The 25,646-nt window shown below is 33.4% G+C and carries 25 protein-coding genes; 17 read left to right on the forward strand and 8 right to left on the reverse strand.

All coding sequences use genetic code 11. The features are described from left to right. Position 1: 1 nt before the first annotated feature. On the forward strand, positions 2-1,603 hold the full coding sequence (locus AC2D8K_RS09460) for a gamma-glutamyltransferase (protein WP_002450115.1): 1,602 nt from the start codon (positions 2-4) through the stop codon (positions 1,601-1,603). A 49-nt stretch (positions 1,604-1,652) separates the two neighbouring features. Here the strand turns inward: AC2D8K_RS09460 and AC2D8K_RS09465 are convergent, their stop codons facing one another. Then, positions 1,653-2,339 (reverse strand): MBL fold metallo-hydrolase, encoded by a 687-nt coding sequence (locus AC2D8K_RS09465; RefSeq protein ID WP_037551665.1) that lies wholly within the window; start codon positions 2,337-2,339, stop codon positions 1,653-1,655. Between the two features lie 200 nt (positions 2,340-2,539). On the opposite strand from AC2D8K_RS09465, the gene xylB reads away from it, so the two are divergent. The 5 genes from xylB to AC2D8K_RS09490 all read left to right on the forward strand — a co-directional run bounded on the left by xylB (position 2,540) and on the right by AC2D8K_RS09490 (position 7,922). Then, the gene (xylB, locus tag AC2D8K_RS09470) at positions 2,540-4,018 is read left to right on the forward strand and encodes a xylulokinase (protein WP_002450113.1); all 1,479 of its coding nucleotides are present in this window, start codon (positions 2,540-2,542) and stop codon (positions 4,016-4,018) included. A gap of 922 nt (positions 4,019-4,940) precedes the next feature. Then, complete coding sequence (locus tag AC2D8K_RS09475) at positions 4,941-5,984, forward strand: PTS sugar transporter subunit IIC (protein ID WP_002450112.1); 1,044 nt, start codon at positions 4,941-4,943, stop codon at positions 5,982-5,984. 2 nt (positions 5,985-5,986) lie between these two features. Next, on the forward strand, positions 5,987-6,667 hold the full coding sequence (sdaAB, locus tag AC2D8K_RS09480; RefSeq protein WP_037551671.1) for an L-serine ammonia-lyase, iron-sulfur-dependent subunit beta: 681 nt from the start codon (positions 5,987-5,989) through the stop codon (positions 6,665-6,667). A 12-nt stretch (positions 6,668-6,679) separates the two neighbouring features. After that, entirely contained in the window at positions 6,680-7,579 is a 900-nt protein-coding gene (sdaAA, locus tag AC2D8K_RS09485) for an L-serine ammonia-lyase, iron-sulfur-dependent, subunit alpha (RefSeq protein WP_002450110.1), read from the forward strand. A 166-nt stretch (positions 7,580-7,745) separates the two neighbouring features. Beyond that, positions 7,746-7,922 (forward strand): hypothetical protein, encoded by a 177-nt coding sequence (locus tag AC2D8K_RS09490; protein ID WP_002466971.1) that lies wholly within the window; start codon positions 7,746-7,748, stop codon positions 7,920-7,922. 27 nt (positions 7,923-7,949) lie between these two features. Here the strand turns inward: AC2D8K_RS09490 and AC2D8K_RS09495 are convergent, their stop codons facing one another. After that, entirely contained in the window at positions 7,950-8,453 is a 504-nt protein-coding gene (locus AC2D8K_RS09495; protein WP_002450109.1) for a GNAT family N-acetyltransferase, read from the reverse strand. A gap of 225 nt (positions 8,454-8,678) precedes the next feature. Between AC2D8K_RS09495 and srtA the strand changes: the two genes are divergently transcribed. Together srtA and AC2D8K_RS09505 are read left to right on the forward strand one after the other, a co-directional pair. Next, on the forward strand, positions 8,679-9,293 hold the full coding sequence (gene srtA / locus AC2D8K_RS09500) for a class A sortase SrtA (RefSeq protein ID WP_002450108.1): 615 nt from the start codon (positions 8,679-8,681) through the stop codon (positions 9,291-9,293). Positions 9,294-9,465: 172 nt separating this feature from the next. Then, positions 9,466-10,269, forward strand: a complete 804-nt coding sequence (locus AC2D8K_RS09505) for a Cof-type HAD-IIB family hydrolase (RefSeq protein WP_002450107.1) — start codon at positions 9,466-9,468, stop codon at positions 10,267-10,269. Positions 10,270-10,331: 62 nt separating this feature from the next. Here AC2D8K_RS09505 and AC2D8K_RS09510 read toward each other — a convergent pair whose 3' ends face one another. Then, complete coding sequence (locus AC2D8K_RS09510) at positions 10,332-11,324, reverse strand: D-lactate dehydrogenase (protein ID WP_037551663.1); 993 nt, start codon at positions 11,322-11,324, stop codon at positions 10,332-10,334. 282 nt (positions 11,325-11,606) lie between these two features. Between AC2D8K_RS09510 and AC2D8K_RS09515 the strand changes: the two genes are divergently transcribed. The 6 genes from AC2D8K_RS09515 to AC2D8K_RS09540 all read left to right on the forward strand — a co-directional run bounded on the left by AC2D8K_RS09515 (position 11,607) and on the right by AC2D8K_RS09540 (position 17,216). Next, on the forward strand, positions 11,607-12,269 hold the full coding sequence (locus AC2D8K_RS09515; protein ID WP_002450105.1) for an NAD(P)H-dependent oxidoreductase: 663 nt from the start codon (positions 11,607-11,609) through the stop codon (positions 12,267-12,269). 185 nt (positions 12,270-12,454) lie between these two features. Then, complete coding sequence (locus AC2D8K_RS09520; RefSeq protein ID WP_075777994.1) at positions 12,455-13,948, forward strand: aldehyde dehydrogenase family protein; 1,494 nt, start codon at positions 12,455-12,457, stop codon at positions 13,946-13,948. 185 nt (positions 13,949-14,133) lie between these two features. Beyond that, positions 14,134-15,048, forward strand: a complete 915-nt coding sequence (locus AC2D8K_RS09525; protein WP_206140803.1) for a phosphate/phosphite/phosphonate ABC transporter substrate-binding protein — start codon at positions 14,134-14,136, stop codon at positions 15,046-15,048. A gap of 74 nt (positions 15,049-15,122) precedes the next feature. Beyond that, complete coding sequence (locus AC2D8K_RS09530) at positions 15,123-15,698, forward strand: LPXTG cell wall anchor domain-containing protein (RefSeq protein ID WP_002450102.1); 576 nt, start codon at positions 15,123-15,125, stop codon at positions 15,696-15,698. A 183-nt stretch (positions 15,699-15,881) separates the two neighbouring features. Continuing rightward, the gene (locus AC2D8K_RS09535) at positions 15,882-16,754 is read left to right on the forward strand and encodes a helix-turn-helix transcriptional regulator (protein WP_002450101.1); all 873 of its coding nucleotides are present in this window, start codon (positions 15,882-15,884) and stop codon (positions 16,752-16,754) included. Positions 16,755-16,769: 15 nt separating this feature from the next. Then, positions 16,770-17,216, forward strand: coding sequence for a TM2 domain-containing protein (locus tag AC2D8K_RS09540; protein ID WP_002450100.1), 447 nt, complete (start codon positions 16,770-16,772; stop codon positions 17,214-17,216). 40 nt (positions 17,217-17,256) lie between these two features. Here the strand turns inward: AC2D8K_RS09540 and AC2D8K_RS09545 are convergent, their stop codons facing one another. Then, on the reverse strand, positions 17,257-18,063 hold the full coding sequence (locus AC2D8K_RS09545) for a VOC family protein (RefSeq protein ID WP_484698553.1): 807 nt from the start codon (positions 18,061-18,063) through the stop codon (positions 17,257-17,259). Between the two features lie 138 nt (positions 18,064-18,201). Continuing rightward, the gene (locus tag AC2D8K_RS09550) at positions 18,202-18,507 is read right to left on the reverse strand and encodes a GNAT family N-acetyltransferase (RefSeq protein WP_259342328.1); all 306 of its coding nucleotides are present in this window, start codon (positions 18,505-18,507) and stop codon (positions 18,202-18,204) included. Positions 18,508-18,647: 140 nt separating this feature from the next. On the opposite strand from AC2D8K_RS09550, the gene AC2D8K_RS09555 reads away from it, so the two are divergent. Next, positions 18,648-19,511 carry a PhzF family phenazine biosynthesis protein gene (locus tag AC2D8K_RS09555; protein ID WP_002450097.1) on the forward strand — a complete coding sequence of 288 codons (864 nt, stop codon included), beginning with the start codon at positions 18,648-18,650 and terminating at the stop codon, positions 19,509-19,511. A 56-nt stretch (positions 19,512-19,567) separates the two neighbouring features. Here AC2D8K_RS09555 and AC2D8K_RS09560 read toward each other — a convergent pair whose 3' ends face one another. Continuing rightward, complete coding sequence (locus AC2D8K_RS09560; protein WP_002450096.1) at positions 19,568-20,446, reverse strand: LysR family transcriptional regulator; 879 nt, start codon at positions 20,444-20,446, stop codon at positions 19,568-19,570. A 196-nt stretch (positions 20,447-20,642) separates the two neighbouring features. Between AC2D8K_RS09560 and AC2D8K_RS09565 the strand changes: the two genes are divergently transcribed. After that, positions 20,643-20,795 (forward strand): hypothetical protein, encoded by a 153-nt coding sequence (locus AC2D8K_RS09565; protein ID WP_484698555.1) that lies wholly within the window; start codon positions 20,643-20,645, stop codon positions 20,793-20,795. Positions 20,796-20,960: 165 nt separating this feature from the next. Here AC2D8K_RS09565 and aldA read toward each other — a convergent pair whose 3' ends face one another. Continuing rightward, positions 20,961-22,388 carry an aldehyde dehydrogenase gene (gene aldA / locus AC2D8K_RS09570; protein ID WP_049424453.1) on the reverse strand — a complete coding sequence of 476 codons (1,428 nt, stop codon included), beginning with the start codon at positions 22,386-22,388 and terminating at the stop codon, positions 20,961-20,963. A 94-nt stretch (positions 22,389-22,482) separates the two neighbouring features. Further along, the gene (locus AC2D8K_RS09575) at positions 22,483-23,532 is read right to left on the reverse strand and encodes a YkvI family membrane protein (protein WP_002450438.1); all 1,050 of its coding nucleotides are present in this window, start codon (positions 23,530-23,532) and stop codon (positions 22,483-22,485) included. Between the two features lie 321 nt (positions 23,533-23,853). On the opposite strand from AC2D8K_RS09575, the gene AC2D8K_RS09580 reads away from it, so the two are divergent. After that, positions 23,854-25,641, forward strand: a complete 1,788-nt coding sequence (locus tag AC2D8K_RS09580) for a cation:proton antiporter (RefSeq protein WP_002450437.1) — start codon at positions 23,854-23,856, stop codon at positions 25,639-25,641. Positions 25,642-25,646 lie beyond the last annotated feature (5 nt).

The raw sequence follows: 25,646 nt of genomic DNA on the forward strand, positions 1-25,646 counted from the left end.
AATGAACATATACAATAAAGCAACCTTGACTGTCATTTTAATTATTACCATTATTATTTCGTTCGTCTTTTACTATTTCACCTCAGATGAAAAGGTAGATAAAGATAAGCTATATGAAAATAAAATAGCTAATCATAAAAAGCCAGGAACTAAAAATTATGGGGTTGCATCCAATAATGCAATTGCTACTAAAATAGGTGAAAAGGTAATAGAAGATGGCGGTAATGCTACAGACGCAGCATTTGCAGTGTCATATGCATTAGCAGTGACAGAGCCACACTCATCTGGATTGGGTGGCGGTGGCGCAACACTAACTTACGATGGTAAAGATGGCCAAGTACCAAACTTATACGAATATAAAACCTATTCTTCTTATAACTTTAAACAAGGTGATAAAATCGGTACCCCTGGTTTTGTAAGAGGGATGCATGATATGCATGAAAAAGAAGGTAAGATGGATGAGAAGAAACTTTTTGATTACGTTATTCCACTTGCCGAAGATGGATTTGAAGTCGATTCAGAGTTAGAGCGTAGCTTGAAAATATATGGTTCTAAAATTGATCGTAATTCTCCATTCTTTAAAGGTAAACAAACATTGCGTGAAGGCGATGTAGTGAAACAAGAAAAACTTGCTAATACATTGAAAAAAATACGCGATAAAGGTCCTGATTATTTCTATAAAGATGTAGGTAAAAGCGTATCTAAACAATTAGATAATAAACTAACTGAAAAGGACTTTACGACATTTAAGACTGAAAAGAAAGAACCTGTAAGTACAGATTATTTAGGTAACAAAGTTTATTCGGCATCAAATCCACTAGGTGGAACATTAACATTACAAGGTCTGAAAATTGACGAAAAAGAAAATCAAGATACTGCTGATCGAAATAGCTATATTAAAGGTATCTTGGAATCACGTGATGTTATGTATAGTAACCGCGATATTGTCAATGGTACAGAACCAAGTAGTGAAGAACATTTATCTGATGAATACTTACTTGGCGAACTCAATAAAGTCAATGTAGGTACTGCAGCTGAAGGTGGTAGTGATTTCAACCCTATTCAAACAGATAACACAAGTACAACACACTTTGTTGTGATTGATAAACAAGGTAAAGTTGCAAGTACAACAAATACGTTATCAAGTTACTTTGGTTCAGGTGACTTTATGAAAGAAGGCTTTTATATGAATAACTCATTAGGCGACTTCTCTAAATCACCATCGAGTCCAAACTATGGTGACAAACATAAAGCACCACGCTCATTTATTTCACCATCTATCATCGTTGGTACAGACTTCTATATGGGTATCGGTACACCAGGTGGTAATAAGATTCCAACGATGTTAAATGAAGTCATAGTCGATTATTTAAGAGGTGACGGTACGTTACAAGAAGCAGTAGATAAACCACGTTTCTATAATGATGGTGGTACGATTTACTATGAAAACGCAATAGACGATAAAGATTTAGAGATCTTCAAGAGTTTGGGATATGGAGTGAAAGAAAAACGTAACGATCCAAACTTTGGTAGTGTGCAAGGCGCTGTGTATGATAAGAAAAACAAAAAAGTAGATGTCGGATCTGACGTTGGTAACAGATAAGGCAATATCATTAAAAGACGTGAGGCAAAGGCCTCACGTCTTTTTAATGTTAACTATTTTCTCCATTACGAACACGGTCAATAATATTTTGGATTTGTTGTTGTATTTCATCATCATTTTCTACAAAATAAGCGACCGGACCTTCTTTGATAGAAACCCATGGTACGAGTACATCAAAGTTTAAGGATTTGATCAATTCAAGACTTTGAATCGATCTTTTTCTATCACTGGAACCTAATATAACAGTACGCCATGTGTCACCTTCAAAACATAGGAAGTCGCCAGTAAATAAATAACGATGCTCACCGTTATCCCATAGAAAAATCGTCGTGCCAGGGGTGTGTCCTGGTGTAGGAATCACTTCTAAATCGTCATATAACATTTGGCGTTCATTAAAATATTCGTGAATTGTTATTGAACTTGTGAGGGCCTTAGCATCATCTTGGTGTATGACATATGGTATATCAAGTTGATTAGGACCACCTAAAGATTCATGATCATGATTCATTAAAACTTTAGCAGCGCCTCCCAATTTTTTTATGTCTGGTTGTACGTCTTTTAAATGACCAGAGTGATAGATGATGATATTTTCACCATCACGTTCTAAAATAAATGATTTGAATTCAAAACGAGGATCAAACGGTAATTGAGTTGTTGGTGTCGCATAAAGTCCTTGGGCAATTTGATGTAATTGAGAATAAGATTGTGATTGATTATCTTTATATTGATTGGTCATCATGTTTCATTCCTTTAAGTATTTAATATTTACAACACTACCCTGTAAATATAGAAATAATCATAAAAAGGATAAAATAGACAGTATGAAAGGTGTATATTAAGATAGTGATGAGTAATGAAATAAGGTAGTAATAAGACCGACATATGTTGATGAATATCATAATGGACAAATGATCATAGATAAAGGAAGTGTGCCATTTGAAAGAAGTCGTATTAGGTATCGATTTAGGAACAAGTTCAATCAAAGTAATAGCTGTTAATCAACAAGGGGACGTTATTGAATCTAAAAATGCATCATTATCATTAATCCAAGAGCAAAGTGGATATAGTGAGCAAGATCCTGAAGCTTGGTTCCAAGCCACTAAAAAAGCAATTATAGCATTAATGTCATCGTCTAAAATGAAAGATTATGACGTCAAAGGTATATCATTTTCAGGACAAATGCATGGTTTAGTCATTGTTGATAAAGATGGACATGTCTTGCGTAATGCAATTCTGTGGAATGACACTAGAAACTCTGAACAATGTCGACAAATCATAGACAAATTTGGTCATAGAGTTAATGAAAATCCAGTTTTAGAAGGATTTACTTTACCTAAAATGCTTTGGGTACAACAACATGAGCCTAACATATGGAAAAATGTAGATTACTTTATGTTACCGAAAGATTATTTGCGTTATCGTCTTACAGGTAACATACACATGGAATATAGTGATGCAGCAAGTACATTATTATTGAGTCCAAAGACAAATCAATGGACTAAAGATTTGGGAGATACATTTGAAATGGGGGATATTTATCCGTCACTTGTCGCTTCACATGCTTTTACAGGAAGCATTTTGCCTTCGATTGCTGAGGAGCTTGGTTTAAATGAAGATGTAGCCACATTTGCAGGTGGTGGTGATAATGCTTGTGGAGCAATAGGAGCCGGTGTGATACATGATAAAGAGACTTTATGTAGTATTGGCACATCAGGTGTGATATTAAATGTCGAACATCAAAGTGTGACAGAATATGATGATAACCTCCATTTCTTTAATCATGCGATACCAGAAACATACTATGCGATGGGTGTAACTTTAGCAGCTGGATATAGCTTAAATTGGTTAAAACATACCTTTTTTGAAGAAGAAAGTTTTGATCAACTAATACAGTTGGCAAGTCAATCTACGATAGGCGCGAACGGCTTACTATTTGCACCATACTTAGCAGGTGAGCGTACACCTCACGGAGATGCATCGATTCGAGGTAGTTTTATAGGGATAAGTGGGCAACATACGAAAGCTGATTTCGTTAGAGCAGTGATTGAAGGTATTACGTATTCATTATATGATTCTATACAACTGATTCGACAAGCAGGCAATGAGATTAATACCGTCATTTCTATTGGGGGCGGTGCGAAAAGTGATTTTTGGTTGCAACTACAAGCAGATGTTTTTAATACATCAGTTAAGAAACTAAAACATGAAGAAGGGCCTAGCATGGGTGCAGCTATCATTGCTGCATACGGTCTAGGTTGGTATCAATCATTTGAAGATTGCGTTAATGATTTTATTAAAGTAGAAAATATATTTAAACCTAATATGGATAAGCATAAACAATACGAATATTATCATAATATTTATAAAGACATTTACACACATACTAAAGATATTACGGCTAAACTTATTAAATAAATGTGAGGTAGATTGGAACAAATAGAAGGCTTCCAATCTACTATTTTTTTATACTAAAGGAGCGTGTTGTCTAATTATTAGAAAAATATGAAATTTTATATTGACAAAATTAATTTAAAATCGTTTAATATACATATAAAAATACTTCGTTTTATTTTAAAACTACATTATTCCTCGAAAATCGTATCAATCAACTTAAATAGACTCCTTTTTATCACTTACAACTTCAGTATTATAATTGCTTTACACCACTCAATTTTTAACTCAGTAACAATTTTCTATCCACATTAAAAAATTATTCTTTCTGCTCAAGCTATTTAATAAACATTCACATCTTTAAATTTAAATCTAAAATTTTTAAATACCATTCCAACAACCACTATCCTTAAACTTCTACAAAAGGATCCTTAATTTGCCAGAGAGGAGCATCCGAATATGACATATGATATAAATAGGGGAAGAGGACCTCCATATGATGACAATCTTGAAATAGTTAAGGGATTACAGTAATTGAATAAACTCAAAAACATTAAAGCAGATAGATGTAAAAACACACTAAAATAATTAACATTCATATTTATGGGTTTCTTACACAAATTTATAGTAAGAAACCCTAAAAAATTGTGAGCGATTTGTTACAAAATGAGTGTATAAGCGTTAGAATAGATAGGTCGTCAAAATGTTTGAGAGAATATAGTTAAAAAGAGTAAGTTTACATTTTAGAGATTTTTCATATAGAATGCAACGAACAAGGGAAATTACTTATAAAATGTATATTTGCATTTTAAATATGAATAATACAATTAATTCGTGAAACATTTCACAATTTAGTCTTATTTAAATCTTTTTAATTATTGAAATCGCTTTCTTAAGGGTGTACGATAACTATGGCCTAAAAATAAAAAAGTGAGGTTTTGGGGAAATGAATATTATCTTAGGAGTGGGTACACTTGTACTAGTACTTATCATCATGACGCTATTCTTAAAATTTGCACCTTACGGTAAACAAGGATTACAAGCTTTATCGGGGGCTGCTTGTGCAACGTTTTTACCTCAAGCGTTTTTAAGTTATGCAATTGGTGGCGTATTCCACATCAAATTTTTACAAGAAATCGGTGATTTAGCAGGTAGTTTAAGTGGTATAGCAGTAGGGATACTTACTTGTTTAAACTTAGGCGTATCTCCAGTGTTTGCAGTTATCGTTGGTTTAGTACTACATGATTTTAAACTATTACCAGCATTTATTGCAGCGTATATTGTAGCTTTTGGAATTAAATTAATAGAGAAAAAAGTTCCAGAAGGACTAGATTTAATTGTTGTTATTTTATTGGCTCCAGCAATTACATTTGGTTTAGCAAGCGTGATTACACCAGGAGTTATGGCGACACTTAAACAAATTGGTAGTGCGGTTACTTCAGTTGGCGACAATAACCCTTATGCACTAGCAATCATCTTAGGACTAGTTATACCAGTAACAGGTATGACACCATTAAGTTCAATGGTATTAACAAGCTTATTAGGTTTAACAGGAGTACCAATGGCAATCGGTGCAATGACATGTATGGGAAGTTCATTCGTCAATTATGTCTTATTTAGTCGATTACACATTGGTGGTAAATCTAAAGCATTTGCAGTAGGTATCGAACCATTAACACAAATTGATTTAATTGCTCAATATCCAGTACAACTATATGGAACGAATGCATTAATTGGAATGGTAAATGCTTGTATCGTAACATTTATGGGCGTAGTGATCGGCGTAAAAGGTATGGCCACACCAATTGCCGGCGCGATTGTCTTATTCGGATTTAATGAACCAATGAAAGCAATTATTACAATTGTCATTGTTGCTATTGTAAGTATCATATTGGCATTCATCATGAGTACAATTATCAAGAAATTTAACTTAATGAACTTAAGTTTAAATGTACCGAGCAGAAAGAACCAAGTTAAGGAGAGTGTTTAATGATGGCTAAAAGCTATGATTATCAAAGTGCATTCGATATTATTGGTCCAGTAATGATGGGACCGTCAAGTTCTCATACAGCTGGAGCAGTAAAAATCGGTAACTCAGCAAGAGCTGTTTTAGGTGATGTGCCTAAAAGTTTAGAAATTCGTTATTATGAATCATTTGCTAAAACACATCAAGGACACGGAACAGACGTCGCTGTAGTTGGTGGTGCAATGGGCTACAGTACATTTGATAACAGAATTAAATCAGCATTAGACATCGCTAAAGACGAAGGCATCGCTGTTGAAATTATTGAAGATGAAGGTGAAAGTATTGGACAACATCCAAACTGTGCCTACATTAAAGCTGATGATGCAAATGGACGTCATATCGAAGTCATTGGTATTTCAATTGGTGGCGGAACAATCAAACTAAAAGGTATCCATGTGAATGGACTGGAAGTAGAAATGAACCATGGTTTACCTATTTTAGAAGTCGATGGTCCAGCCGATAAAGCACAAATCAACCATTTGATTAATGACTTAAACGATATGGAAATTGAATATAAAGATGAATTAACACAATTTAATGATGATAAAAGTTTAGTGGTTCTACCATTAAATAAATCAATCAAAGAATCAGCATTAGACAAAATTAGAGAAAAATACAGTGATTTTAACGTTTCCTATATTAATTAAGGGGGATTCAAGATGTTTGATTCAATTAGAGAAACAATAGATTATGCAGTAGAAAAAGATATGGCATTTGCAGATATCATGATCCAAGAAGAAATGGAACTTAAAGGTCTTACACGTGATGAAGTACGTGCCAACATGAAACAAAACTTAGATGTTATGAGAGATGCTGTTGTTAAAGGTACTACGGGCGAAGGTGTAGAAAGTGTAACTGGCTATACAGGACATGACGCAGCAAAACTTCGTGACTATAATGAAAATAATCATGCGCTATCGGGACATGAAATGATTGAAGCGGTTAAAGGTGCAGTTGCTACAAATGAAGTTAACGCAGCAATGGGTATTATTTGTGCCACTCCAACAGCTGGTTCCTCAGGTACTATCCCAGGCGTATTATTCAAATTAGAAAAAACACATGACATTACAGAAGATCAAATGATTGATTTCTTATTCACAGCAGCATTATTCGGAAGAGTCGTAGCCAATAATGCAAGTGTGGCTGGTGCAACAGGTGGTTGCCAAGCTGAGGTTGGTTCAGCATCAGCAATGGCAGCAGCTGCAGCAGTATCCATCTTCGGTGGATCTCCGGAAGCTTCAGGTCACGCTATGGCTTTAGCAATTAGTAACTTATTAGGTCTAGTATGTGACCCAGTTGCAGGTTTAGTTGAAATTCCATGTGTGATGCGTAATGCAATTGGTTCAGGCAATGCATTAATTTCAGCAGACCTTGCATTAGCGGGTGTAGAAAGTAGAATTCCTGTTGATGAAGTTATCAGTGCTATGGATAAAATCGGTAGAAACTTACCAGCATCCTTACGTGAAACTGGTTTAGGTGGTCTAGCAGGTACACCAACTGGTGAAGAAATTAAACGTAAAATCTTTGGTGAAGCCGAAGATATGGTGAAAAATAAATAATATTGTGTATGATTAAAAGCACTTAAGAGTATAAGCTCTTGAGTGCTTTTTTCATATAATAGAGTTAATGAGCAGGAAATTAATAAATTTATTTTTCTAAAAATTAAAAAAATTCATCGCAAAAGTTCAGCCCTATCACTAAAATAATTTAAAAGGGGCTGATGCAATACTAAGATTAACATTAATTTTTATAGCATTCATCATTAACACAACGATAACGTATTTGTGGACGACAGAGGGAACTTGGGTGAATTTATTATTCAAATCATTATCGCTAAGTATGATCATTGTGTTCATGTTTTACTATATTCGTTTTGTTATTGAAAACAGAGGTAATCAATGAGATTAAGTCATGGAAGTCAATTCCTACTTAATCTCTTTTTATATTGTATAAATCGAGTTGATAAAAAGTAAGATCGAGCCATTGGTCAAATTTATACCCAGCATATTTGATTGTGCCAGAGTGACTGAAGCCAAATTTTTCATGCAATTTAATACTGCCTGTATTAGATGCATCTATACCTGCTATCAATGTACGAAAGTTATTATCTTTAGCTTCTTCAATCAGTTTAATTAATAATTGTGACGCAATACCATGATGCCTATATTTAGGATGGACATAAATTGAATGTTCGATGGTATATAAATAAGCTGGCCAATCTCTAAACTGACCATATGTCGCAAATCCCTGAACGATATCATCTTTTTCAAATACAAAAATAGGGTCACCATTTTGTTGTTTATGATTAAACCATGCTTGTCTTTCTTCAATATTAGTTGGCTGATACGTATATACTGCAGTCGTATTAATAATAGCATCATTATAGATGTCTAGAATAGAAGTTAAATCTGATTGTTGTGCTTGTCTTATCATGTGCTTCACCTCACTCATTATTAGATACTAATTTATAACTAAAAACAAGACATACATAATGATAACCTAATCATTATCTTTAATGGATTTTACATCATTCAATGAATTCAATACTTTCTTCAAAGATTATGTAATATGAATATTTAATGATATACTGATATCAAAATATAGAAATAGCTAAATCTGAAATGATATTCATTGTATTTAACTAAAGGAGTAACATATATGAAGAAATGGACCAATAGATTACTGACTATAGTTGGTGTTGTATTAATATTAGTAGCAATTTACTTATTTGCTAAACCTCATATCGATAATTATCTACATGAAAAGGATAATAACGATAAAATCGAAAATTATGATAAAAAAGAAAGTAAGGATAGTAATCAATCTAAGGATAAAGCACCTGAAATCCCTAAAGATAAATCAAAGATGGCAGGCTATATTAAAGTGCCAGATGCAGAAATTGAAGAACCTGTTTACCCTGGACCTGCAACACCAGAACAATTAAATCGTGGTGTAAGTTTTGCTGAAGGTAACGAATCTTTAACAGATCAAAACATTTCAATAGCAGGCCATACATTTACGGATCGCCCACATTATCAGTTTACGAATTTAAAAGCTGCTAAAAAAGGAAGTAAAGTCTACTTCAAAGTAGGCAATGAGACTCGAAAATATAAAATGACTAGTATTCGTAATGTCGATCCATCTGATGTTAAAGTTTTAAACGAACATAAAGGTGAGAAAAATCAATTAACATTAATTACTTGTGATGATTATAATAAAGATACTGGCGTTTGGGAGAAACGTAAAATATTTGTAGCTAAACAAATTAATTAAGCCAATTAGTATAAACTGGGACATCAACAAATGGTGTCTCAGTTTTTTGTTATTTTTTGTCTGTGAAAGAAATTTCAAAGTTTGAATATAGTTTCAGGTTGTACCGTGATTCTTCATCACTAATGAATAGTTGTCTATAATGAACGTAAAGATTGGATGAGGGGGATTACACGTGATTAAGGCAATTGCAGTCGATATGGATGGGACATTTTTAGACTCAAATAAACAATATGATCATGAAAGATTCGAACGTGTATTTAAAGCGTTGAAGGAACAAGGCATTGAATTTATAGCTGCGAGTGGAAACCAATATGCTAAATTGAAGTCGATATTTGGGAAAAGAGATATGTTCTTTATCTCAGAAAATGGCGCTGTTATTTATAAAGGCGATGCGTTATATCAATATCGCAGTTTTAATCATCAAGATTATCAAGATGTGATTGATTATTTACATAAAGATAGACAGATTAATCAAATGGTAATCTGTGGATTAGAAAGTGCTTATATTTTAGAGGATACACCAGAAGCATTTAAAGAAGATACACGATTCTACTATCATCAATTAAATGAAATTACGCAGTTAGAAGATTTACCTGAAGATGAATTTGTAAAAATCGCGTTAAATATTAATAGGCAAACACATCCGCATTTAGATGATGAACTAAAAGCACGTTTTCCAAATACAATTAAGTTAGTATCGAGTGGACATGATAGTATCGATATCATTATGCCCAATATGACAAAGGGGCAAGCATTGGCCAGACTATTGGATGTATGGGAAATGCAACCCTCAGAACTGATGGCATTTGGCGATGCGAATAATGACAAGGATATGTTAGAGTTGGCTAAATATAGTTATGTGATGAAAAATAGTCAGGATAAAACGTTGTTTGATATAGCTTATGATGTCGCGCCAAGTAATGATGACCAAGGGGTATTAACTACAATTGAAAATGTAGTACTTAATCTTAAATAATCAAAGACGCGTTGTGTTGATCATCGGTTTGGATCACTACAACGCGTCTTTGATATGTGATTTTAGTTTAATCGTGTGTCACAAGTGCCTGTATTAATAACAGATAGTGATGCGTTTAAACCGCCTTCAACAAGGTTTTGTACAGCTTCATCAGAGAAGAATGCAATGTGAGGCGTAACTAAAATATTTTCATTGTCGATGAGTTCTAATAATGTGTCATCTTCAATTTTTTTATTTGTCCAATCAAATGTGAAATAAGGCGCTTCAAATTCATAAGTATCAATAGCTGCACCGTATAATGGGCCGTGATTAACAGCATCGATCAAATCAGGTGTGTTGATCACAGCACCACGAGCGGCATTTACAAGTACTGCGCCTTCTTTGACTTTAGAAAACATTACTTTGTCGAACAAGTGATAACTTTCTTTATTAGCTGGTACATGTAATGAAATAATATCAGCACCATTAATAGCTTCTTCAACAGATGATTGATATTCAATGAAGTCTAATGATTCATTTGGATAAGCATCATATCCCACAACTTTAGCTCCAAAACCAGCATAAATTTTAGCCGTTGCCGCACCGATTCGACCAGTACCAATAATGGCTACAGTCATATTTTTAACTGGACGTGACATAATAGGCGCCGCCCAAGTGAAATTATGATCTTGTACGCGCTTTTCAATTGCAGGGAATTTACGTACTAATTGTAATGCGATAGATACAGTATACTCTGCAATCGTTTCAGGTGAATAGCTAGGCACGTTTGAAATAATGATATCGTGCTTTTTAGCCAATTCTAAATCGTACATATCAAAGCCAGCAGTACGTTGTGCAATTTGCTTAATACCATATGCTTCTAGTTTTGGATAAACTTCTTCTTCAAGTTTACCGAATTGCATTGTAGTAACGCCATCATAATCTTTAAGTTGATCAACCGTTTCTTTACTTAATAACTCAGGTGACGTAGTGACTTCAATATTATTTTTTTTACCCCAGTTTAACGCCATATCCTTTTCGTATTCTCTCGTACCGAAAAACATAATTTTTGTCATCATTGTTTACCCCATTTCTAAAATATAAGAAAAATAAAAATAACTAATAATATAAAATAATAAGTAATACTGTAACTTACAACCACATTATATTGTGAAACTTTTCACAAATCAAGAGAAATATTAATTTTTCTTTTAAATAATATAAATTAAGGATTAAGATTGTTACATTTTCTTAATTTATAAATAATTAAGACACGTCGATTCAGTTCAAATATTTTTTTGGAAAGGTCAAGTAAGCTATAATTTATAGTATAAAGAAATAAATAGGAGGCAATATAAGTGAACGATATGAATCAAACAATCATCGATGCATTTCATTTTAGACACGCAACAAAACAATTTGATGCATCTAAAACGATTTCAAATGAAGATTTTGAAACAATATTAGAAGCAGGTAGATTATCTCCAAGTTCATTAGGTTTAGAACCTTGGAAATTTGTAGTTGTTCAAAGTAAAACGCTTCGAGATAAGTTAAAACCACATAGTTGGGGTGCTCAAAAACAATTAGATTCCGCTAGCCATTTCATGCTTATTTTTGCACGTAAAAATGTGACATCTCAATCACCATACGTACAAAATTTAGTGAAAAATGTTAAAGGATATGAAGAGAGTACAATCCCTGCAGTGTATCAAAAGTATGATGACTTCCAAACAGAATTCCATATCAATGATAACGAACGTACATTATATGACTGGGCTTGTAAACAAACATATATTGCCTTGGGTAATATGATGACAAGTGCAGCTTTATTAGGTATAGATTCATGTCCAATTGAAGGGTTTGATGTAGATACAGTGACTCAAATCTTATCAGATGAAGGTATTTTAGATACTGAAAACTTCGGCATTTCAGTTATGGCAGCCTTTGGTTATCGAGCAGGAGAACCACCTCACGGTAAAGTTCGTCAAACACAAGATGATGTAGTTGAATGGATTAATTAAAAAATAGATAATGGCTTCTTAAACTATGATTTTTATAGTGTAAGAAGTCTTTTTTGATTCAATTTTGAAACAATGAGCATCTTGTTTTATTTTCATAATTGAAGCCGTTACAATGTTAATAAGAAAAAGTAAACGTTTACATTTCCGAAAGTATTTCAAATCAAATTAAAAAAGGAAGGGATACTATGGCAAATATTAACGTAAGAGATTATATCGATGAGCGTTACGGATTATTTATTAACAATGAATTCCAACAAAGTGAAACAGGAGAAACAATAAAAGTTACTAACCCTGCAAATGGTGAAGACTTAGCAGAAGTCGCAAAAGCAAGTAAAAAAGATGTGGATAAAGCAGTTGAAGCGGCTACAAACGCATTTGATAGTTGGAGTAAAATTTCAAAAGAAGAACGTGCAGACTATTTACTAGAAATTAGTCGTAAAATTCATGAGAATGCAGAACGATTCGCGACAATTGAATCATTACAAAATGGTAAACCGTATAGAGAAACATCAACGATTGATGTACCAATGGCAGCAAATCAATTTAAATACTTTGCAAGTGTGTTAACAACTGACGAAGGTTCAGTGAATGAAATAGATCATAATACGATGAGTTTAGTTGTGCATGAACCTGTAGGTGTTGTAGGTGCCGTTGTGGCATGGAACTTCCCAATTTTATTAGCTTCATGGAAGTTAGGTCCAGCACTTGCAGCAGGTAATACTGTTGTGATTCAACCATCATCTTCAACGCCATTAACATTAATTGAATTAGCTAAAATCTTCCAAGACGTATTACCTAAAGGTGTTGTTAATGTATTAACTGGTAAAGGTTCTGAATCAGGAGACGCGATTTTCAATCATGAAGGTGTCGATAAATTGTCATTCACTGGTTCTACAGATGTAGGTTATGGTGTAGCAAAAGCAGGTGCAGAACGCATTGTGCCTACAACATTAGAACTTGGTGGTAAGAGTGCCAATATTATCTTTGACGATGCAAATATTGATCAAGTGATTGAAGGTGTGCAATTAGGTATTTTATTCAACCAAGGTGAGGTATGTAGTGCCGGTTCTAGATTGCTCGTTCAATCATCAGTATATGACAAATTGTTACCTAAATTAAAAGAAGCATTTGAAAACATTAAAGTTGGCGATCCATTTGCAGATGATATTAAAATGGGAAGTCAAACTGGTGGAGAACAAATGGAAAAAATTCAAAGCTATGTGAAATTAGCTGAAGATGATCCAAATGCAACGATTCTTACAGGTGGTCACAGACTTACTGATAATGGTCGAGATAAAGGCTTCTTCTTCGAGCCGACGATTATTGAATTAAATGATAATAGCCACCAGTTAGCTCAAGAAGAAATTTTTGGTCCAGTCGTGGTTGTTGAGAAATTTGAAGACGAACAAGAAGCTATTCAAATTGCCAATGATTCTGAATATGGACTTGCAGGCGGTATCTTCACAACGAATTTAAACCGTGCATTAAATGTAGCTAAAGCGATTCGTACAGGACGTATTTGGATTAATACGTACAATCAAATTCCAGCAGGTGCACCATTCGGTGGATATAAAAAATCTGGTATTGGTCGCGAAGTATACAAAGATGCTATTAAAAACTATCAACAAGTTAAAAATATTTATATTGATACTTCAAACGAAACAAAAGGTCTTTATTAATAGGACATAGTATCAATCATTCGATAACCCTTTCATCTATTTTGATGAAAGGGTTATTCATATTTTAAAAATGATAATAATAACGAATGTTAAATTTTTGATAATGGCACATATTTAATTAATGATAATGTATAATACAATTAATATATTTATATATTAATATGGATTATGGAGTAAAGTGAAAAATGAAAAAAATGATTATATTAGTATTAATGTCTATATCGTTAATACTAATACTGGTTGGTTGTAGTCAATCTAAACAACAAACTCAAAAGAAAGATTATAAACCCGAAGTGTTAAACGTAGAATTTGTTCCATCTCAACATAGCGAGACACTCAATGCAAAAGTGAAACCATTACAAAAATTACTCTCTAAAGAATTAGGCATTCCAGTAAAAGTACATATTTCAACGAACTACAATACCATGGTTGAAGCATTAAAATCGAAAAAAGTTGATGTCGCCTTTATATCACCCGTGTCATATACCATTGCACATGATCAAGGTGCTGCCGATGTACTTTTAAAATCTAAGGGCTATTTGGTAGACAAAAAAGGTAATAAAACGAATAAGCTTGTTGATTACTATCGCTCACAAATTGTAGTTAAGAAAGATAGTTATATGAAGGATTTAAAAGATTTAAAACATAAAAAGGTAGGTCTACAGGATGTTGAATCGACATCGGGCTATATTTACCCGTTGGCAAGCTTAAAAGATAAAGGCGTCTCGCTTAATGACATTCACACGAAACAAATCAAAGGTTACGATCAAGCTTTAATTGCGTTATTAAATAACGATGTGGATGCAGTTGCTACATATCAAGATGCACGTGCAGACTTGAAAAAAGATTATCCTCAAATATATCAAGATACTAAAGTCATTTACCATAGTGACAAGATTCCGAATGATACTATTTCAGCTAGAAGTGACATGAGCCCATCTTGGAAGGATAAAATAAGTAAAGCGTTTATGCATATTAGTGAAACGAATAAAGGTAAAAAAGTAATTAGTGAGATTTATGGACATGAAGGCTATGAAAAAGCACATGATAAAGACTTTGATAAAGTGAGAGAATATAGACAGAAAATAGAAAATAAATAAATTTGAACAAAAGGACATTACATGACCACTGAATTGATTAAACTGTAAGCGTATTAAACAAATGGAGGTCATGGATGATGAAAAAAGGATTAATTGCAACAACACTAGCAGGAACAGTTTTAGCGACAGGTGTGTTAACTGGACAAGCACATGCTGCAGAACAACTTAATGTCAATAATGCAAAGGATATCGCGAATAAAGCTACAATAAATGATCAAGCAAAAAAAGCTAGCTTTTCACCTGGATTATCAAGTGATTTAGGATATAACCAATCATATACAACTCAAAAAAAGGGGGATGATTATATCATTTCATCACCTGATGAGGGTGCTTATACTTATAGGTTAACTAGTGAAGGTAAATTATATTTCATGACTAAATATGATGGTAAAGAATACTTCATTTCACAAACTGATGTCGAAAATGGTTCACAACAATCTGACCAAAATAATACAAACATGAATCATCAGTCAACAACAACACAAACTGTTGCTAATGCTCATCAACAACAAGAGCAATCAAGCCAAGCAACTGCATTACCAGAAACTGGACAACAAACTTCAAATAGCGGTGTTATGTTAAGTAGTATTTTGGGCATCATCGGTAGTGCCGTGTTATTGATTAGCCGCAAATTTAAGCAACAAGCATAAGTATTATTACTTCAATCATTGAAATAAATGGAATGATATAGAGGAATGGTCGCCATACTTTGTTCTTAAAGAATCAAGTAGCACGACTTTCCTCTCATTTTTATATCATTTTTTAGAAAAATAGATTAAACAGACAATATATGTCCATATAATTTCTTATAATTTTACTAGGAGTTGATTGTTTTGGATAAAGCGACCCGTGTACTCAATTTATTTACTCGATTAATAAATGAAAATGTTGTGCTTACGTCCGATTTAACAGACTTAACAGATGTGAGTTCAAAATCCATTCAAAGAGATATAAATACGATCAATTTATTTTTTTATGAAAGTGATTTTTGGAGATTTCAACAAACAAAAGTGATTTATAATCGACGTCTTAATGGATATCAGTTAATTAATGACGCATATAATCAAAAAAGCTTACGACTCATAAGTTTATTGATTAAGATTAAAAGTTTAACACCAACACTACACAAGGAAATTTTTAACTTATTCGAGAGGGAAATTAATAGCCAAAATGTAGAAAATCAGAAAGTGTTGAAGTCAGTGTTAAATCATTTTAATGTAAGAGAAGAATCATTGCCAGGATATCAATTAATGACTTTACAAAGGGCAATTACACAACAACGCAATGTTAGATTTCAAATCGAGGGTCAAAACGACAAAATTGTAATCAAACCATTATCTCTAATGTACATGCATTATGACTATTGGTTAACGTACGAATATAAAAAGGAAGTATCAACAATTTCTGTACGTTCGATAAGCGATATCAATGTATTAGAATCACATTTTAATCATGTTCATACGAAGACACCTATCACATTTGAAATTAATAAACAAATTTGGGAACAATTTAAGCAACAATTTTCAATTCAAAACATGATTGAAGAACGTGAAGATACGTTAATCGTAGAAGTGAATTGTACCGATTTAGATGCATTTTACATATCCTATCAATTAGCTCCCTTAGCAAGAATGTTAGGACCACAACAATTAATCGATCAATTTGTTAATCGTTTAGAAGTAATTAAAAAGCAATATACTAATTAATGGGAGATTACATTTATGAATTTAGAAGAAAAGAATTATATCGAGAATCAAGTGACCAATCGGTCTAAGCAAACGAGTGTAGCGTATATTTTATGGTTTTTCTTAGGTGGATTAGGGGGACATCGTTTTTATCTAGGTAAGACCGGCTCAGCAGTAGGGTTATTAATTTTAACATTAGTGACAGCATGGTTTACATTCGGTATTCCAACCATTATCTGGCTCATTATCGATGCTTGTCTTATTCCGGGGATGATTGAGGAAAATAAGGAAAAGGTTAGACGCCATGCGACAGAAGAAGTATCAATGATGAATCACAATTCAAATCACAACTATAATCCATATCAAGACCAATATGCACAACAAGGTCAATATAATCAAGCTCAACAACAAAATGGACAACAACACTTTAATCAAGGGGTAAATGAAGAGGGAACTAATCAACAATTTAATCAAAATCAATAAAGCGTAACAAAAAAGGTAGGACATGTGTCCTACCTTTTTATTATGCTTGGGGTACTTTAGTTTGATCTGAGTGCAAGTGTACAGTTAATCCTTCAGGTGAAGTTAATGTCTCTTCACTATGATTTGGTTTATAAATATCAAAGCCAGTTAAGCCATAACTATTGTCATTATCTTCGCGTTTTTTACTTGATTGCCAAGTGTTAGTTGCTAAATGATGATGATATTGATTGGTAGACATAAATAAGGCTTGAGGTAATTTAGATATATGTTGGAACCCAATTTGGTTAATATAAAAATCTTTAGCTTCTTCAATATGATGTGTTTTTAAATGAAGATGTCCAATTTTAGCATTATCAGGCATGCCGTCCCAACCATCTTCGGTTCTTTCTAATAATAATTTAGGACCATCAACTTCTAATGTATCCATTTTGACGAAGCCATCATTCCAAGTCCAACCTTCACTTGGGCGGTCGCTATATACTTCAATACCATTACCTTCTGGGTCGTTGAAATAAAAGGCTTGGCTCACAAGGTGATCGCCTGCTCCGATACGCATTCCTTTATTTGCTACGAAGTATAGAAAGTTTGCTAAATCTGTATCTGTTGGTAATAGATAAGCAATATGGAATAAACCAGCTTCTGAAGCGGCAGGTTGTTTGCCATCTTTGAGCACATTCATCGTAAGTGTATGACCGCTGTTGCCAATACCTAGAACCGCTTTATCTTCTGTTTGAGATATAACTTTAAATCCAAGAATATTTGTATAATAAGTCATCATTGTATCTAAGTCTTTAACGTTTAAATTGATATTTGTGATTTGTGTTGCAGTAGTGTCATGAAATGCCATTTTTGAATCCCCGCTTTTCTTTTTAATATATTTATTATAACAAGTATAAAAAGTATATTAGAGTAAAACTTTCAAAAAAAGATGTGGGATAATGTAAATAGCGTCATTATCCCACATCTATTTGAGAATTCTTCAGTATTAGCCTAAATATACATCTTGTACTTGTTCATCTTTTTCAAGAACAGCTTTAGCAAATGGGCAAGATGCAATGATTTTTAAATTATTTTCACGTGCGTAATCTACAACTTTATATACTAATTTTTTACCTAAGCCTTGACCACCAAGTTCGTCGGCAACACCAGTATGATCAATATCAATTTCGTTATTATCTACAGATTTAAAGGTAATAACGGCCTGTGCATTATTTTCATCGTCACCTACATAAAATTTTTGATTGCCTTGTTTAATTTCTTCAGCCATGAAGCATCGCTCCTTTTTGAATATATAGTATATATTTATCACTAAATGGAAAGGATAAACATATTAACATACGTAATACAACATAAAGCACGATTATTGGTCGTTTACATCATTTAATAATATTGCTAATCTGAGTTTAATTAAAAGTCTAAGGTGGAGATGTTATGACACAGTTAAAATATATGCAAATGGATGTTTTTGCGAATGATGATTATAAAGGGAACCCTGTAGCGGTTGTATTTGGAGCGGATTATTTAACGGATCGACAAATGCAAGATATTGCAAGATGGACGAATCTATCTGAAACGACATTTGTGTGCCAGCCAGACAATGAATTGGCAGATTATCGTTTACGTATTTTTACGCCTAATAATGAACTGCCGTTTGCAGGACATCCCACAGTAGGGGCATCGTTTGCGGTATTGCAAAATGGTATGCTCCCGAAACATGAGCATTATTTAATGCAAGAGAGTGGCGTTGGTTTAGTGAAAATAGATATAGATCAAGGTAAAACATTCTTTAGTCTTCCTGAACCAAAAGTTTCTCAAATAGATGTGGAACAATTAGACGGTATTGTTAAAAGTTTAGACATTACAAACCAAGACATCAAAAGAGCTGAAAAGGTGAATATAGGTGCTGAATGGTTAACATTACAATTGAAAGATGCACAAATTGTAAAGGATTTACAGCCTAAATTTGAATTAATGCGTCAGTTTATTTATCCAGGTACGACAGGTGTTACCGTATTTGGTTCGTATGACTCTGAAGACGACGCTCAATTTGAGGTTCGTTCTTTTGCGCCTAATAAAGGGGTGAATGAAGATCCAGTTTGTGGCAGTGGTAATGGTTGTGTCGCAGTGATGGTTGAACGATATGATTTAGTAAAAGATAATGAATATACCAATACTCAAGGTTGTTGTATCGGCAGAAATGGGAAAATTAATATAAAACAAGAGCAGCCTTTAAAAATCGGGGGACACTCGAATATAATCATAGAAGGTTATATTACTGTAAAAGAAAATAAATAATAAAAATGGTGAATTGAAACAGACATGAGGCAATTTGTTTTAATTCACCATTATTTTTATATTTTAAAGTAGCTTTCATGTTCGATTAAATAGTTTTCAATATATTTGAAAAAGGCTTCGTTTGCGGGATTGAGGGTCATATCCTTTAAAGTTGAAAGATAAATAGGTTGATTGAAAATAAACTCTTCATCTTCGATATAAGGTAAGTTGAGGTCTCTACATGATGAAATAGGAAGAAAGGAAAAGTTGTTTCGTTTTGATAATACTGAAGATATAAAGTGATCGTCTACATAGTTTTCATTATCGACGGATATATGTTTATAGGACAAGACTTCTTTAAACATACGATTAAATTCCGTATTTTGAGAAGAAAATAAAAATGATTTATACAAATCAGGATCACGTAAATCAATGTGTTGGCCATCTAAATATTTAGGATATGTAAGTACAATATCTTCAGTAATAATTTGTTTACAATGAATATGAGGATGAGTCAGCGCCATCGTATTTAATGTAAAGTGAATGTGTTGAAACAATAATTTCTGAATCATTTCACTGTTACTAATAATATCAATATTAAAGTTATTATCTGGATACTGATCAATAAATTGGTCAAATATTGTCATCATAAATCGACTACTAGATGTAGCAAAACGAACAGTATGTAGACGCATTGATTCATTTTCATGAATGATATCAGTGACTTGGCTTAATTCATTGAAAATAGTATGCGCAGACTCAAGTAGAAGTTGACCACTATCTGTTAATTGAATGCTACGTCCTTTTTTAATAAATAACTGTGTATTTAATTCATTTTCTAATTTTTTAATGGTCATACTAAGTGCAGGTTGGCTAATGTATAACTTTTGTGCTGCTACGGTATAGTTTAAATACTCGGCAACGTAAGTAAAATATTTTAAATGTATTAACTCCATGTAGGACCTCCTTTAAGATGAATTGAAAATGTTAAGATACGTTTTAAATAAGAGGTCGGGACAAAATCGTTTAGGATTTGAGCAGAACCGAACGATGATAAAGAACTACTTCCTTATTCATAGGTTAGTAGTTCTTACAAACTCAATAGTTGAGTTTTTTCATTTGAATTGTTTTCCAAATTTTGACGAATCATGAGTGTTTGCCCAACTTGCATTATTTGCAGAAATTGGAATGCCAATTTCTCTATGTTGGGTCCCTTCTGCCGATCATCCTGTTTTTGGGACGCCGTTAATCGGTTTCCCAAAGCACAAAAACTTTATGTCTCAACCTCAGTTATTTGATTCATAGATCATTTGTTTGATTTGTTTGTTGTGATAATTAATATAATTACATTATACCTTTATTAAAAATCTTATTACAGATATTAGAACTGTGCAAATTGCAAAGAATTAAGATATGTAATTGAATATGATGTTATATAAAAAGAGCACATATTGATGTGCTCATGAACTATTATTGATATCTAATATAAGACACTGTCGTGTTGTAATATTCCTCAAAACCATGAATACCATCGGCACCACCAAGACCAGATTCTCTCCAACCGGCATGATAGCCATTCACGACTTCTTCTGCTTCACAATTGGCATATACTTCACCAAATTTGAGTCGTTCCGTAGCTGTCATGACTTCTGATAAATCATTAGAAAAGATATATGAAGATAGTCCTGCATTAGTGTCATTAGCATCATCAATGACTTGCTCAAAGTTTTGATAAGTTGTGATAGCTAAAACAGGTCCGAATATTTCTTCTTTAAAGACAGCGTCTGTTTGTTTAACATGATCAAGTACTGTTGGTGCATAGAAGTAACCAGGACGATCTAGTTTATGACCACCTAATACAAGTTTAGCGCCATTTTGCACTGCTTCTTGTACTTTTTCATCAATACTGTTTAATTGGGTTTCATTGATGATCGCACCGAAGTCAGTTTTATCATCTAATGGATCGCCGACTGTAAGAGATTTCATTTTTTCTGTGACTTTATCTACAAATGTATCGTGGATATCTTCATGCACAAAAATTCGTTCAGGGCATGTACATACTTGTCCTGCATTTTTAATACGTGCAGTGACAATATATTCTACAGCTTTATCTATATTAGCGTTTGGCGTAACAATCACTGGTGCATTGCCACCAAGCTCTAAATTGACTTTTTTAACTGTGCTTGCTGCATTTTCGAATACAGCTTTACCAGCACGCATACTACCAGTTAGTGAGATAAGTTGAATATCCTTATGTCGTGCTAATTGAGTCCCTACTGTCTCTCCTGTGCCTGGTACAATTTGAACTAGTCCTGCAGGAATGGTAGATGCCTTGAATAGTTGAGCTAAACGTAATGTGAGTAACGTTGTTTCTTCGCTTGGTTTAATAATAACAGAACAACCTGTTACGATAGCAGGTATGACTTTACGTAGTAATACTAAGATAGGTGCATTCCAAGGCACAATGCCAGCTGTGACACCAATAGGTTTTTTAGTGAGTTGGATTGTTTCGTTTTCTACACTATTTTGTAATACTTCGCCTTTATTACTCATACTTAAACTGGTCATATAATCAATAAATTGAATGGATTTATCGATTTCGCCTTGAGCTTCAGCTAATGTTTTACCCTGTTCTTTAACGTATAATTGAGCTAGCTCATCTTTATTTTGTTCAAATAGAGGAATAAGCAATTTAACATGTTCGGCACGGGTAGGTTGTGGGATTTTTTCCCATTCTAATTGTGCTTGTTTCGATTTTTCGATAGCTTGATTGACTTCATCCTTTGTCGCGAATGTGATGGTATCTATCTTTTCTCCAGTAGCTGGATTAATCACATCCATCGTCTCATTCGAGTTACTTTCAATAAATTCGTTATTAATAAATAATTGATTCGTCATCTCAAACACCTCCACAACTTATATTCCCTAAACTATCGATGATTAAATATAAAAAAGGTCGGCACGGAAATATGCCAACCTGTCATTGCAATAATTAATGTTTTTTTAAGCCTTTATAAAATATAGGAATCAATAGAATAAAACCAAATAATCCCATGATAGGGAAGACTTTACCAATAAGTGAAATGAAACCGACAAAGGTACATATGAAAGTCACGATTGCCATCGAAATAATTAATATAAAGTATTTCTTTGTAAAAGGTGTACTAAATCGAGCAGCAAAAGCATACATAAGGCCAACAACGGTATTGTATATCACTAAAATCATGATGACTGACATGATAAGGCCAATCGAAGGTGAAATATTTTTAGCTAATAATAAAGAAGGGAGTGCGACATCCTTAATTTGGTCAAATTCTGTAACTAAACCTAAATTAATCATTAATAGTAAAAATGTAATGATTAAACCGCCTATTAAACCACCGTATGTTGCAGATTGACGATATTTTAATCTACCACCCATCACGGAGAAGAAACTAAATGCAGCAGCTATTTGTAAGCTAGCATAATTGATGCCATCAAACCACCAACCTGGTGTCATAGATGGATGATGATGTGCATAATGATTGGCTGCTTCAAAGTTAAGGTGTCCTGATGCAAAGTAATAAATTGCAATCATTGTTACGATCGCAACTAGAAATGGTGTGACACCACCTAAGACTGCAATAAGGCGATCAAATTTTAACAATAATGTTAATAGTATTAATATGACTAGTAGCAGTGAACTTAGCCAATAGGGTAGTCCAAAGCTTTCGTGTATTGTGGATGCACCACCTGCTGTCATAATGATCGCTAAAGAAAATAAAAAGACGGTTAATATTAAGTCAAATACTTTAGCAATTGTTGGATGTAGGTAGTAATGGACGGATTCAGAATGATTACCTGAATGTAATCGATAGCCTGTTTTTAAGACTAAAATACCGCCAACTGTGATAATAGCACCTGTGATAGCAATACCGCCGAGACTATATATGCCATGACTCGTAAAGAATTGAAAGATTTCTTGACCAGTCGCAAATCCTGCACCTACGACGACGCCTACAAATGCAAACGCCACGATGATGGATTCTTTAAAAATTTTCATTGTCGTTCTTATCCCTTCATGTCGAAATTGATTTTATTATAATTTTAAATTTTTTTATCATGAAAATGCGTATCTTTTTATTTTAGACGAATTAGCATAAAAAATAAACACCTCAGTACATCTTATATGGACGATTGTATGAACATGGTGTACTAATCATGTGACAAAGATAATAAAATAAAAGCGAAGCGGTAGCGAAGACAGATGAGAAACTATAGAATTTTAAGTAAGAGTAATGCATTCACATAAATACTTTGATAGTATTATCCAATATTGAATTTTTTAAGTGAAGTAAGCGTAATTATTGAAGAAGGTGTAGTTATGATATTTGATTTACCTTTAATGTTAATGATTGTTGTATTTTTAGCGTTAGGTATTTTTAGTCAATGGTTAGCAAATAAAATTAAGTGGCCATCGATTGTTGTGATGGCCATCGTAGGGTTATTAGTAGGTCCAGTGCTAGGCTTTGCAAATCCGAAAGAAGCAATGGGGGCAGATGTCTTTAGTCCTATCGTATCGCTCGCTGTAGCGATTATTTTATTTGAAGGAAGTAGTAACTTAGACTTTAGAGAACTTAGAGGTATTTCTAAAGCGGTTATTAGAATGATTACAGTAGGAGCAGCAATTGCATGGATTTTAGGTGCAGTGGCCTTACATTACATTTTAGACTTTCCATTATCAGTGTCACTAGTGATGGGTGGTTTGTTTTTAATTACAGGTCCAACTGTGATTCAACCACTATTAAAACAAGCTAAAGTGAAGAAAAATGTGGATTCGATACTACGTTGGGAAAGTATTATTTTAGATCCGATAGGGCCAATGTTAGCATTGACAGCCTTTTATGTGTTCCAAATTATCGATGATGGTATTAGCTTTTTAGTGATTGTGCAATTTTTCTTGAAAATCGTATGCGTTATTATTATTGGATTTGGCGCGTCTTTCCTATTCAATTGGCTAATAAAACACGATTTAATTCCACAAAGTTTAATGCCACCGATTCAACTCGTATTTATATTATTAATTTTTAGTATTTGTGATGAAATCTTAGCTGAATCTGGATTACTTTCTGTCACTATTTTTGGATTGATGATGGCACGTAATAAACGTCATGACTTAATGTTTAAAGAATCAGATCATTTCATTGAGAATGCATCATCTATACTTGTATCGACTGTATTTATATTAATCACATCATCATTAACGAAAGATGTTTTATTAAATGTACTTTCATGGCAACTCGTGGTGTTTAGTATTGTGATGATTTTACTTGTAAGACCGATATCCGTTATTGTCTCTACATTTAGAACTGAAATATCAAAACGGGAGCGAGCAAGTGTAGCCTTAATGGCACCAAGAGGGATTGTAGTATTAACAGTAGCGCAATTCTTCTCAAGTTTATTTATGGATGATGGCGTTAAAATGGCGCAATATATCACACCAGTAACATTTGGATTAGTATTTATTACCGTTGTGATTTATGGATTTAGCTTTACACCATTAAGTAAATTATTAGGTGTTGCTAGTAATGAACCACCTGGTGTGATTATTGTTGGTGAAAGTGAATTTTCATTCCACATAGGTAGCATGCTTAAAGAACACGGTATCCCAGTGATGATGTTTAACTTATTTGAGAATACGTCTGAAAAAGCACATCAAGAGGGATTTGAAGTCTTTAAAGGCAACTTATTATCCAGTAATGATCGAATATATTCAGATTTATTAAGATATAACAAATGTATCTTAATGACGAAGTCCTTTATTTTTAATAGTTTAGCATTTAATGAACTTGTACCAGAGTTTGGTTTGAATAACGTTGATATGATGCCAGTATCATTCAATGATGAACAAGCCCGCAATAATATGAATGGCCCAATTCGTAATCATATATTATTCGATGAGAACCATACACCAAGATGGTTTGACCAATATATAACACAACATAATATTATTGAAGTGCCAGCAGAAAGATACGATGACATTACTCATAAAGATATGTTAATTTATTATATTAGTGAAAGTAAAAAAGTGACATTTAAACGCAGTCAACGCACATTACCAAAAGAAGACCACGGAGTTTATGGTATTTTGAAAAATGTGTATAATGACTAAAAATG

Source organism: Staphylococcus sp. 510 (genome assembly GCF_057219715.1).